12 protein-coding genes and 1 riboswitch are annotated in these 11853 nt (G+C 62.3%); of the genes, 7 read left to right on the forward strand and 5 right to left on the reverse strand.

Features of this window, described 5'->3' with window-relative positions; translation table 11 throughout:
* Positions 1-59 precede the first annotated feature (59 nt).
* Complete coding sequence (locus ELQ88_RS26805; protein WP_138968773.1) at positions 60-1448, reverse strand: sensor histidine kinase; 1389 nt, start codon at positions 1446-1448, stop codon at positions 60-62.
* A complete protein-coding gene (locus ELQ88_RS26810) occupies positions 1441-2112 on the reverse strand; it encodes a response regulator (RefSeq protein WP_138968775.1) in 672 nt (223 codons plus the stop codon). The genes ELQ88_RS26805 and ELQ88_RS26810 overlap by 8 nt, the downstream gene beginning before the upstream one ends.
* A gap of 384 nt (positions 2113-2496) precedes the next feature.
* Between ELQ88_RS26810 and ELQ88_RS26815 the strand changes: the two genes are divergently transcribed.
* Genes ELQ88_RS26815 through ELQ88_RS26830 form a run of 4 tightly spaced genes read left to right on the forward strand, consistent with a single transcriptional unit; the run spans position 2497 to position 6540 of the window.
* Positions 2497-3474: a tripartite tricarboxylate transporter substrate binding protein gene (locus ELQ88_RS26815; RefSeq protein WP_138968777.1), complete on the forward strand. Its 978-nt coding sequence runs from the start codon at positions 2497-2499 to the stop codon at positions 3472-3474.
* A 58-nt stretch (positions 3475-3532) separates the two neighbouring features.
* A complete protein-coding gene (locus ELQ88_RS26820; RefSeq protein WP_128869760.1) occupies positions 3533-3991 on the forward strand; it encodes a tripartite tricarboxylate transporter TctB family protein in 459 nt (152 codons plus the stop codon).
* A 1-nt stretch (position 3992) separates the two neighbouring features.
* The gene (locus tag ELQ88_RS26825) at positions 3993-5507 is read left to right on the forward strand and encodes a tripartite tricarboxylate transporter permease (protein WP_128869759.1); all 1515 of its coding nucleotides are present in this window, start codon (positions 3993-3995) and stop codon (positions 5505-5507) included.
* Positions 5500-6540: an AbrB family transcriptional regulator gene (locus ELQ88_RS26830; RefSeq protein WP_128869758.1), complete on the forward strand. Its 1041-nt coding sequence runs from the start codon at positions 5500-5502 to the stop codon at positions 6538-6540. The genes ELQ88_RS26825 and ELQ88_RS26830 overlap by 8 nt, the downstream gene beginning before the upstream one ends.
* A gap of 104 nt (positions 6541-6644) precedes the next feature.
* Here the strand turns inward: ELQ88_RS26830 and ung are convergent, their stop codons facing one another.
* On the reverse strand, positions 6645-7337 hold the full coding sequence (ung, locus tag ELQ88_RS26835; RefSeq protein ID WP_128869756.1) for a uracil-DNA glycosylase: 693 nt from the start codon (positions 7335-7337) through the stop codon (positions 6645-6647).
* Between the two features lie 132 nt (positions 7338-7469).
* Between ung and ELQ88_RS26840 the strand changes: the two genes are divergently transcribed.
* A complete protein-coding gene (locus tag ELQ88_RS26840; protein ID WP_138968778.1) occupies positions 7470-8573 on the forward strand; it encodes an enoyl-CoA hydratase/isomerase family protein in 1104 nt (367 codons plus the stop codon).
* Positions 8574-8635: 62 nt separating this feature from the next.
* Here the strand turns inward: ELQ88_RS26840 and ELQ88_RS26845 are convergent, their stop codons facing one another.
* Together ELQ88_RS26845 and ELQ88_RS26850 are read right to left on the reverse strand one after the other, a co-directional pair.
* On the reverse strand, positions 8636-9109 hold the full coding sequence (locus tag ELQ88_RS26845; protein WP_138968780.1) for a hypothetical protein: 474 nt from the start codon (positions 9107-9109) through the stop codon (positions 8636-8638).
* A 166-nt stretch (positions 9110-9275) separates the two neighbouring features.
* Entirely contained in the window at positions 9276-9524 is a 249-nt protein-coding gene (locus ELQ88_RS26850; protein ID WP_138968782.1) for a hypothetical protein, read from the reverse strand.
* Between the two features lie 265 nt (positions 9525-9789).
* Positions 9790-9890, forward strand: a riboswitch (guanidine-I (ykkC/yxkD leader).
* Positions 9891-9953: 63 nt separating this feature from the next.
* Here ELQ88_RS26850 and ELQ88_RS26860 point away from each other — a divergent pair.
* Together ELQ88_RS26860 and ELQ88_RS26865 are read left to right on the forward strand one after the other, a co-directional pair.
* Positions 9954-11021: a putative urea ABC transporter substrate-binding protein gene (locus ELQ88_RS26860; protein WP_138968784.1), complete on the forward strand. Its 1068-nt coding sequence runs from the start codon at positions 9954-9956 to the stop codon at positions 11019-11021.
* Between the two features lie 15 nt (positions 11022-11036).
* Positions 11037-11852 carry an ABC transporter permease gene (locus ELQ88_RS26865; protein ID WP_138968786.1) on the forward strand — a complete coding sequence of 272 codons (816 nt, stop codon included), beginning with the start codon at positions 11037-11039 and terminating at the stop codon, positions 11850-11852.
* Position 11853: the final 1 nt, after the last annotated feature.

The raw sequence follows: 11853 nt of genomic DNA on the forward strand, positions 1-11853 counted from the left end.
CGTAGGAGCGAGCGGTGCGGCGATCCGACTTGCCCGCGAAGAGGCCGGCACTGGCACCATCAATCTCCCGCAATAAAACTCACCCGCACCTTCAACCCCGCCTGCTCGCCATCATGCAGGCTGATCTGCGCCAGGTGCGCGCGGCAGATCTCGCCGACAATCGCCAGGCCCAACCCGGACCCGGCCACCTGCTGATTGCGTCGATAGAAACGCTCGAACACCCGATCACGCTCTTCAAGCGGAATTCCGGGGCCATCGTCCTCGACCTCCAGCACGGCCGGCGCGGTCACCCGCAAAATCACGTTGCCGCCCGGTGGCGTGTGCGCCAGGGCGTTATCCACCAGATTGCTCAGCAATTCATTCAACAGCGTCGGTTCACCGCGCAGCCACACCGGTTCATCCGCTTCCAGCGCCAGTGCCACGCCACGCTTGTGCGCCAACGGCGCCATCGCCATGCCGAGTTCGCGCGCCAACTGACTGAGGTCCAGCAACTGTGCACCGCCCTCGGCGATCGCCCGCGCGCCATTCTCCACCCGTGCCAGGGACAGCAGCTGGTTCGCCAGGTGGGTCAGGCGATCCGTGCCCTGGGCCGCGGTTTCCAGCGTGCTGCGCCAGGTGTGCGGTTCGGTGGAGCGCAGGCCCAGTTCGAGCCGGGCCTTGAGCGCCGCCAGGGGCGTGCGCAGTTCATGGGCCGCATCGGCAATGAACTGCGCCTGTCGCTCGAACTGTCCGCGCAGGCGTTCGGTAAAGTGATTGAGCGCACGCACCAGCGGCCACAACTCGTGTTGCACTTCCACCAGCGGCAACGGCCGCAAATCATCGGGCTGGCGCTCTTCCACCGCTGTGCGCAAGCGCTCCAGCGGGCGCAGTGCCGCGCTGACCGCGAACCACACCATCAACAACGCTCCGATGGCCAGCATACCCAGCCGCAGCAAGGTGTCCGCCGCCAGGCTGCGTGCCATGCTGACCCGCGCCTCATCGGTTTCCGCTACGCGGATTTCCGCCATGCCGTTCATGTTCGGCTCGCTCACGGGCTTGAGCAGGCTGACCACCCGTACGTTCTGCCCTTGGTATTTAGCGTTGTAGAAGCGTGCCAGCGCCGGATAGTCATCCGTGCGCGGTGTACCCGGCGGTGGTGGCGGCAGGTTTTCGTAGCCGGAAATCAGCTTCTGGTTGATGTCGTTGACCAGGTAGAAAATCCGCCCGGCGCTGTCGTAGGCAAAGGTGTCGAGGGCCACGTAAGGCACATCGGCACTGAGGCTGCCGTCACGCTGGGACACCCCGGCGGCGATGGTCCGCGCCGAGGCCAGCAACGTCCGGTCATAGGCGGTGTCGGCGGCTTCGCGACCGTTCCAGTACGCACTCAAACCACTGGCCAGCATCAGCACCACCAGCAACAGCGCGAGGTTCCACAGCAACCGCCAGCGCAGGCTGCTGGGCTTATGCATCGCGGCTTTCCAGCAAATAGCCGAGACCGCGGAACGTCACGATAGCGACCGGATACCCGTCGAGCTTCTTGCGCAGGCGATGAACGTAGATCTCGATGGCGTCGGGGCTGGCCTCTTCGTCCAGGCCGAACACCTGGGCGGCCAGTTGCTCTTTGCTCATCACCCGGCCGGGACGGGCGATCAGGGCCTCGAGCACCGCCTGCTCGCGGGAGGTCAGGGTCAGCAGTTCTTCGCCCAGGGTAAAGCGCCGGGTGTCGAGATCGTAAGCCAGCACCCCGCAGGTCTGCTGACGTTCGCCACCGAGCACACTGCGGCGCAGCAAGGCTTTGACCCGGGCTTCGAGCTCGGTCAGTTCGAACGGTTTGGCCAGGTAGTCGTCGGCGCCCAGGTTCAGGCCATGGACTCGGTCCTTGACGTCGCTGCGGGCCGTCAGCATCAGCACCGGCAGGTTCTTGCCCCGGGCCCGCAGGCGCGCCAGCACTTCAAAACCGTCCATGCGCGGCAGGCCGACATCGAGGATCGCCATGGCGTATTCCTCGCTGCTCAAGGCCAGGTCGGCCGCCACACCGTCGTGCAGCACATCCACGGTCAGGCCGGTGCTCTTGAGCGCCTGGGCGACACTTTCAGCGAGCTGCAGATGGTCTTCGACGAGCAGAACACGCATGGCTAGTTACCTCATTCAGGGATGTTCGACGCCATTGTTTGGCGCGGAGTTTACAGCCGCCTCCGCCGCTGTGAAGCCCGAAAACCGTGAAAGCCCGCTGAAAGGTTAGCGAAAGGTTCGACCGTTAGAGTCGGCCCACGGATGGTTTCGACCCCAAGCCATCACACCGTGCTTTGAAATGTAGCTCTCGAAAAACGCCTTGATGCGTTTTCGCCAATAAGAACAATAACGAGGTACTGCACCATGCTGTCATTACAGCTCCAGGCTCACCCTCCCCTTCCTTTCCCATCGTTCACGCTCGCCAGCGCCAAACCCGGCTGCACGGCGCAACACCGTCGCTTCTGAAACATCCCCAAAAACAACAACTCCCGTGGAGACAAAAAAATGAATCGATCACTGCGCCGTTTTGCCCTCGCCGCCAGCTGCATGCTGTTTGCCGGCCAACTGATGGCCGAGCCCAAACGCCCGGAATGCATCGCCCCGGCCTCGCCAGGCGGCGGTTTCGACCTGACCTGCAAACTGGTGCAAAGCGCGCTGGTGAATCAGAAGCTGCTGAGCAAACCCATGCGCGTGACCTACATGCCCGGCGGTGTCGGCGCCGTGGCGTACAACGCCGTGGTGGCGCAGCGTCCGGCCGACGCCGGCACACTGGTCGCCTGGTCCAGCGGTTCGCTGCTGAACCTGGCCCAGGGCAAATTCGGTCGTTTCGATGAAAACGCCGTGCGCTGGCTGGCGGCGGTCGGCACCAGCTATGGCGCCATCGCGGTGAAAAACGATTCGCCTTACAAAAACCTCGACGACCTGGTCAAGGCGCTGAAGAAAGACCCGAGCACCGTGGTCATCGGCTCCGGCGGCACCGTCGGCAGCCAGGACTGGATGCAGACCGCCCTGATCGCCAAGGCCGCCGGCATCAACCCGCGGGACTTGCGTTATGTCGCCCTCGAAGGTGGCGGGGAAATCGCCACCGCGCTGCTCGGCGGCCACATCCAGGTCGGCAGCACCGACATCTCCGACTCCATGCCGCACATCCTGAGCGGCGACATGCGCCTGCTGGCGGTGTTCTCCGAGAAGCGTCTGGACGAGCCGGAAATGAAGGACATCCCGACCGCCAAGGAGCAAGGCTACGACATCGTCTGGCCCGTGGTCCGCGGGTTCTACCTCGGGCCAAAGGTCAGCGACGAAGACTACGCCTGGTGGAAAGACTCCTTCGACAAACTGCTGGCTTCCGACGAGTTCGCCAAGCTGCGCGATCAGCGCGAGCTCTTCCCGTTCGCCATGACCGGCCCGGAGCTGGACGTCTACGTGAAGAAGCAGGTAGCGGACTACAAAGTGCTGGCCAAAGAGTTCGGCCTGATCCAGTGATCGCCTCTGTCTAGCGGCTGCGGCCCCGGTTCTCGGGGGCGCGGCCCAGGAGTTTCTCATGCTCTTACAACGCATTTTCGCTTCGGTGCTGTTGCTGGCCTGCATCGGCCTGGCACTGATGGCGTGGCCGTATCAAGCGGCTTTTTCCTACGAACCGGTGGGACCTCGAGCCTTTCCGCTGCTGATGCTCGGCCTGATGGGCCTTGGCTTGCTGTACATGGTGTTTCGCCCGACACCAATCATCCACAGTGATGACGACCCGAAACTGGACCGCGAAACCCTGACCAAAATCGGCATTTGCGTGGTGCTGTTGCTGGTGTTCGCCGGGACCTTCGAACCCCTTGGTTTCATCGTCGCCAGCATTCTGATCGGAGTTCCCATGGCTCGCCTGTATGGCGGTCGCTGGCTGCCCAGTGCAGTGATTATCAGCGTGATGGCCGTCGGTCTTTATCTGCTGTTCGACAAAGTGATGGACGTGCCACTGCCGCTGGGCGTGCTCGACGTTCTGGAGAACTGATATGGATACTCTTGGCTATTTGGGTCAGGGCTTCGGCGTCGCGCTGAGCCCGTACAACCTGGTGACCGCACTGTGCGGCACCCTCATCGGCACCGTCGTTGGCCTGCTGCCGGGCCTGGGCCCGATCAACGGCGTGGCGTTGCTGATTCCGATCGCGTTCGCCCTCGGCCTGCCACCGGAGTCGGCGCTGATCCTGCTGGCGGCGGTGTACCTGGGTTGCGAATACGGCGGCCGGATCAGCTCGATCCTGCTGAACATTCCAGGCGAAGCCTCCACCGTGATGACCACCCTCGACGGTTACCCGATGGCCCGCAAAGGCCTGGCCGGTGTGGCCCTGTCGCTGTCGGCGTGGAGTTCGTTCATCGGTGCGTTCATCGCCACCTGCGGCATGGTGCTGTTCGCCCCGCTACTGGCGAAATGGGCGATCGCCTTCGGACCGGCGGAATATTTCGTGCTGATGGTGTTCGCGATTGTCTGTCTCGGCGGCATGGCCGGTGACCGTCCGCTCAAGACCTTCATTGCGGCGCTCATCGGTCTGTTTCTGTCGAGCGTCGGGATCGATGCCAACAGCGGCGTGTACCGTTTCACCGGGGACAACATCCATCTGACTGACGGCATTCAGTTCGTCGTGCTGGTATTGGGCCTGTTCTCCATCAGCGAAATCCTCCTGCTGCTGGAAAAAACCCATCGCGGCCAGGAAGCGGTGAAGGCCACTGGACGCATGATGTTCAACTTCAAGGAAGCCTCGGCGGTGTTCCTGGTAAATATCCGTTGCGGTTTGCTGGGTTTCATCATGGGCGTGTTGCCGGGCGCTGGCGCAACATTGGCCAGTGCGGTGGCCTACATGACCGAGAAACGTATCGCCGGCGCCAAGGGCACGTTCGGACAAGGCGATATGCGTGGCCTCGCGGCACCGGAAACCGCCATCGGTGGTGCAGCCTGCGGTGCACTGGTGCCGATGCTGACCCTTGGCGTTCCGGGTTCGGGCACTACGGCGGTGATGATCGGCGCGCTGTCGCTGTACAACATCACCCCCGGCCCGCTGCTGTTCCAACAGCAACCGGACATTGTCTGGGGCCTGATCGCTTCGTTGTTCGTCGCCAACATCATGCTGGTGATCCTCAACATCCCGATGATCCGCATTTTCACGCGCATCCTCGCCGTGCCGAACTGGGCGCTGGTGCCGGTCATCGCCATCATCACCGGGATTGGCGTCTACGCGGTGCATGCCACCACCTTCGACCTGTTCCTGATGATCGGCATCGGCATCTTCGGCTACATCCTGCGCAAGCTGGACTTCCCGTTGTCGCCCGTACTGCTGGGCTTCATCCTCGGCGGCCTGATGGAACAGAACCTGCGGCGCGCGCTGTCGATTTCCAACGGCGCACTGGAAATCCTCTGGTCGAGCCCGATCACTTTCGGCGTCTGGGTACTGACCGCGTTGATGCTGCTGATGCCGCTGCTGCGGATCTGGCGCAAACGTTCGGTCGCCCGGCGCGCCCTCGCCGATGTCTGATCGAATTCCGTTCAAAGCCTGGTGGGGAACTCCGCTGGTCGGTCTGCTGGGCGGTTACCTCGCCAGCCAGATCGGCTGGCCGCTGCCGTGGATGGTCGGCTCGTTGCTGGCGATCATCCTGGTGCGGTGCCTGACCCCCTGGCAATTGGCGGAAATCCCTGGCGGACGCAAGGTCGGCCAGTGGATCATCGGCATCGGTATCGGCCTGCACTTCACCCCGCTGGTGATGGAGCAGGTGCTGAGCCACTTCGGCTTGATCTTCTTCGGTGCGTTGATCACCAGCCTGTCGGCGGTGGTCGGGGTCTGGTTGATGCGGCGCACCGGCGAGGACCGCGCCACGGCGTTCTTTTCCAGCATGCCCGGCGGCTCCGGGGAGATGGTCAACCTCGGTGCGCGTAATGGCGCGGTGCTCAGCCGGGTGGCGGCGGGGCAAAGCCTGCGGGTGTTGGTGGTGGTGCTGTGCGTGCCGGCTGCGTTCAAGTATTTGCTGGGCGACGGTGCACCGGTGTTCCATCCGAGCGCTGTCGACTGGCGGTGGCTGGCCTTTCTATTACCGGCAGGCGCGTTGGCGGCGTGGCTGTGGGAGCGCCTTCGTCAACCCAATCCGTGGCTGTTCGGGCCGTTGCTGGTCAGCGCAGCGGTGAGCATCGGTTGGGACCTGCACATCGGCTTGCCCAATGGCGGCAGCCAGATCGGCCAATGGCTGATCGGCAGCGGCTTGGGGTGCCACTTCAATCGGCAGTTTTTCCGTCGCGCACCGTCGTTCATGGGCCGGACATTGATCGGCACTGTGTTGACCATGTTGATCGCTACGCTGGCAGCCCTGGGCTTGAGTGCGTTGACCCATCTGGATCTGCGCTCGCTGACCCTGGGCATGATGCCCGGCGGGATTGCGGAGATGAGCCTTACCGCTGAAACCCTGCAGCTGTCGGTGCCGTTGGTGACGGCGATGCAGGTGATGCGGTTGTTGTTTGTGTTGTTTCTGGCGGAGCCGTTGTTCAAGTATTGGGACCGTCAGCCGGATTCTGTCTGATGGACCGAGTCGCTTCATTCGCGAGCAAGCCCGCTCCCACAGGAGGCTCGCGTGATCCTTGTGGGAGCGGGCTTGCTCGCGAAGGGGCCAGCGCGGTCAACGCATCAAACCGGCGGCAACCGCCACTCGATCGGCGTCTCGCCATTCTGCTCCAGAAACTTGTTGGTCCGGCTGAAATGCCCGCAGCCCAGAAAACCACGGTAAGCGGACAACGGCGACGGATGCACCGACGTCAGCACCAGGTGCTTGGTCGCATCGATCAGTTTCTGTTTGCTCTGGGCATGGGCGCCCCACAGCATGAACACCAGATGCGGCTGCTGCTGGCTGACCACTTCAATGATCCGGTCGGTGAAGAATTGCCAGCCCTTATCCTTGTGCGCATTGGCGTTGGCGCGCTCCACCGTCATGGTGGTGTTGAGCATCAGCACGCCCTGCTCGGCCCAGCTTTGCAGGTAACCGTGGCTCGGGATATCGATGTTCAGGTCGCGCTTCAATTCTTTATAGATGTTCACCAGCGATGGCGGTGCCGGTACGCCCGGTTGCACCGAGAAACACAGGCCGTGGGCCTGGCCGGGGCCGTGGTACGGATCCTGGCCGAGGATGACCACCTTGACCTTGTCCAGCGGCGTCGAGTTGAGCGCGTTGAAAATCATCGGGCCCGGCGGATAGATCTCCTTGCCCGCCGCGCGCTCCTGCTGCAGGAAGTTACGCAACTCTGCCATGTAAGGCTGGTCGAATTCCGCACGCAGTGCCTCCTTCCAGCTCGGTTCGAGTTTGATACGGTCGTCAGCAGTCATGGTTACATCCGGCTAAAACAATGGGGCGAACCCTAGGAAAGCTGACCCTGCTTGTCAATTGATCTGACGCAGAACCGGCACTTTCCTGAACAGCGATCATACTGAACGCTCAAATTCCCGATCGAGGTCACGATGAATCTGCACTTCGAAGAACTCACCGGCACCGACGGCGCACGCATCGGCGTTGCCAGCCTGGATGCCGAAAAATCCCTCAACGCCTTGTCCCTGCCAATGATAAGCGCCCTGCGCGATCAACTGGAGGCCTGGGCCAAGGAGCCGCAAATCGTCTGTGTCGTGTTGCGTGGCAACGGCACCAAGGCCTTTTGCGCCGGTGGCGAAGTCCGCAGCCTGGTGGAAGCCTGTCGCGCTCACCCGGGTGAAGTGCCGCCCTTGGCCGCGCACTTCTTCGCCGCGGAATATCGCCTGGACTACATGTTGCACACCTACCCCAAACCGCTGATCTGCTGGGGGCATGGTTACGTGCTGGGCGGCGGCATGGGGCTGCTGCAAGGGGCGAGCATCCGGATAGTCACGCCAAGCAGCCGCCTGGCGATGCCGGAGATCAGTATCGGCCTGTACCCGGATGTCGGCGCCAGTTGGTTCCTGTCACGGCTGCCCGGCAAGCTCGGCTTGTTTCTCGGCCTGACCGGCGCCCAGATGAACGGTCGCGATGCGATCGATCTGGACCTGGCGGACCGTTTCCTGCTCGATGAACAGCAAGAAGAGTTGTTCGAAGGCTTGCTGCAGTTGAATTGGCAGGAGCAGACGGCCATGCAGCTCAACAGTCTGCTCAAGGCCTTGCAGCAGGAGGCGGTCGCGCAGATGCCCGAAGCCCAATGGTTGCCACGTCGCCAACAGATCGACGAACTGCTGGATGTCAGTGACGTGGCCTGCGCCTGGAAAGCCATCAGCTTGCAGCGCGACAACACCGACCTGCTGCTCAGTCGCGCGGCTAAAACCATGAGTGAAGGTTCGCCCGTGACCGCTCATCTGGTGTGGGAGCAGATCGCCCGCGCCCGCCACATGTCCCTGGCTCAAGTCTTTCAGATGGAATACACCATGAGCCTCAACTGCTGTCGTCATCCGGAGTTCAGCGAGGGGGTGCGGGCGCGGCTGATCGACAAGGATCAGAAACCGCATTGGCATTGGCCGGACATCAATAACGTGCCTGATGCGGTGGTGGATGCGCATTTCCACAAGGCTTGGGAAGGTCGGCATCCCTTGGCAGATCTGTAGGATCGCCAAACAACTGTGGGAGCGGGCTTGCTCGCTCCCACAGTGATTGCGTTTAACGTCTATTAACGGTGGCCACCCCGGTCACCGTGTTCGCCACGGCCGACGTGGTCGCCTCTTCCACCACGGTTGTCGCGCCCGCCACGGCTACGATTGTCGTTGTCCCGACCGCCGCGGTTACGGCCGTCCCAACCGCTACGGCTGTGCCCATCCCAACTGCGACTCTGATGAGCCCGGTAGTCGGCTCGCGGCGCCGACTGGTAATAACGCGGTGCCGGTTGATACACCCGCGGCTGATGGTAATACCGCGGCGTTGGCTGGTAGTGCCGTGCGGGCGGCGAATAATACCGGCGCGGCGCCGTGTAATAACCGCCGTTGGAATAATAAGGCCCGCCACCGGAGTAATACGGCGCAGGGGATGTGTAGACCTCGGACCGGTAGTAGCTGGCTCCTCCATCGGAATAGGGCACGCACGCACCAAGAGACAATCCCATCAGGGTGAGCAGAAGAAGTCGGTGGAGCTGTTTTCGACAGAGCATGGCGGCCTCCTGGACCGCGAGTGAGCCACACCAGCGACGCTGGCGGGCGACAGTCAATTATTCGGTGACTGTCGAAAGATCAGACATCGAATTCGAAATCTGGTGCGTTCGCGAAACACCTTGAAACAAGTCGCCGATGAAAGGTTTTTCATCCTGCGTCTGCCGATCAACGGTGCCAGTAGTGATATCCGCCCCGGTAATACCGTGGGCCATGGCCGCCAAAGTACCAATAGCGATAGCCCCCATAGACGCGCGGGTCGTAATAACCGGGTGAGTAATAAGGCGAACGGTAACCGGGGTAGTAATAGGGCGCCGGATACACAGTGGCCCCACCGGTGTAGTAGTAACAGCCAGACAGGCCAAACCCCAGCAACGCACTCAGCAGCAGCGGACGGAGCTTTTTCTGAAGGAGCATGACGGCCTCCGGGAAGACCCGCGACAACACTCATCTGTTTTGACTTGAATACCCGGACCGAGTGCGCAAGGAGAAAAACCTTCAGATAAGTGGCCAATCCGTTCCATTGCGGTGCACTCACGCACCATCACAAGGCAAGCCTTTACCCTTTCCTGCAACGACTGCAGCTGTTTCCTGCGGCCTAGAGCGTTCCAACCGACTTGGCACGGCTCTCGCTTTAGCAAAGACGTGCAGGAGTCATCACAGGTTCGCGGCACCACAATTTGCAATGGCTGACTAGGGTTCCGGCTCGCTTAGGCGAGTGGCTGGTCCGAGAGTTGGCGACCTCCAGTTGAGGTTACACGGCGGGACAAAAGCCCGGGAGACAAGCCACCGTTCGCGGTGCCGCGTTGACTCCTGCCCGCCCCTGATCAACTGGAGAACCATCCCATGTCCCGACTTCGATTACCCGCCCTGCTCGCCGCTGCCTTCGCAGCCTGTGTGAGCCTCTCGTCCCAGGCTGCACAGAAAGACCACTTCAGCGTCTGCTGGACCATCTACGCCGGCTGGATGCCTTGGGAATACGCAGGCAGCCAGGGCATCGTCGACAAATGGGCGAAAAAGTACGGCATCCAGATCGAGGTGGTGCAGCTCAACGATTATGTCGAATCGATCAATCAGTACACCGCTGGCCAGTTCGACGGCTGCACCATGACCAACATGGACGCACTGACCATTCCGGCGGCCGGTGGCGTCGACAGCACCGCGCTGATCGTCAGCGACTTCTCCAATGGCAACGACGGCATCGTGCTCAAGGGCGACGGCAAGAACGTCGGCGACCTCAAGGGCATGGACGTCAATCTGGTGGAGTTGTCGGTGTCCCACTACCTGCTGGCCCGGGCGCTGGATTCGGTGGACCTCACCGAGAAAGACCTGAAAGTGGTCAACACCTCCGACGCCGACATCTCGGCCGCCTTCAACACCGATCAGGTCAACGCCGTCACCACCTGGAACCCGATGCTCTCGGACATCAAGGCCAGGCCCGGGGTGACCGAAGTCTTCAACTCCAGCCAGATCCCCGGCGAAATCATGGACATGATGGTGGTCAACAGCGCCACCCTCAAAGACAACCCGGCCCTGGGCAAAGCACTCACCGGCGCCTGGTTCGAAGTGGTCGAGTTGATGCACGCGAAAAACGCCGCCGGCAAAGCCGCCCTGGAGCACATGGCCAAAGCCTCGGGCACGGATCTGGCGGGATTCCAGGCGCAACTCGACACCACCCGATTGTTCGCCACGCCCAAAGAAGCCCTCGTGTTTGCCACCAGCAAGCAACTGCCGGAAACCATGCGCAAGGTCGCCGAATTCTCGTTCCAGCACGGTTTGCTGGGTGAAGGCGCCAAGGACACCAGCGCCGTCGGCATAGCCTTCGCCAATGGCGTGACCAGCGGCGACAAGGGCAACCTCAAGCTGCGCTTCGACCCGACCTTCGTGCAGATGGCTGCCGACGCCAAGCTGTAAACAGGAGGACTGGCCATGCGCCTGATCAATCGCCACCCGGATCGTCCGAGTCGCCTGTTGTTGGTGATCCTGCCGTTCGCCCTGGTGCTGTTCGCCTACTTCATGGGCTCGGCCGAGCGGCTGACGGACAACCCCAACGACAAGCTGCTGCCCAGCGCGGTGCAGATGACCGACGCAGTGAAACGCCTGGCGTTCACCGCCGACACCCGCACCGGTGACTACCTGCTCTGGCAAGACTCCGCATCCAGCCTGCGTCGCCTGGCCATCGGCCTGGGCATCAGCGCGTTGGCCGGGTTGTGCCTGGGTATCGTCGCCGGGACCCTGCCGCTGTTCGGCGCACCGTTGTCGCCGTTGCTGACGGTGCTGTCGATGGTGCCGCCGCTGGCGATCCTGCCGATTCTGTTCATCGTGTTCGGACTGGGGGAGTTGTCGAAAGTGATGCTGATCGTGATCGGCATCACCCCGTGCCTGGCGCGGGATCTGGAACAGCGCGCCCGGGAGATTCCGCTCGAGTTGCTGATCAAGGCCCAGACGCTCGGGGCTTCGACCTGGACCTTGATGCTGCGGGTGGTGCTGCCGCAGTTGTTGCCGCGCCTGTTGATCTCGCTACGACTCATGCTCGGCTCGGCCTGGTTGTTCCTGATTGCCGCCGAAGCCATCGCCTCTACCGACGGCCTTGGCTACCGGATTTTCCTGGTGCGCCGCTACCTGGCGATGGACGTGATCTTGCCCTACGTGGTGTGGATCACCCTGCTCGCCTGGCTGATGGATTGGGGCCTCAAGCGCCTGACCCGACGGGCCTTCCCCTGGCACGAAGGTGCCTCTAAATGAG

Source organism: Pseudomonas sp. MPC6, assembly GCF_006094435.1.
Lineage (GTDB): Bacteria > Pseudomonadota > Gammaproteobacteria > Pseudomonadales > Pseudomonadaceae > Aquipseudomonas.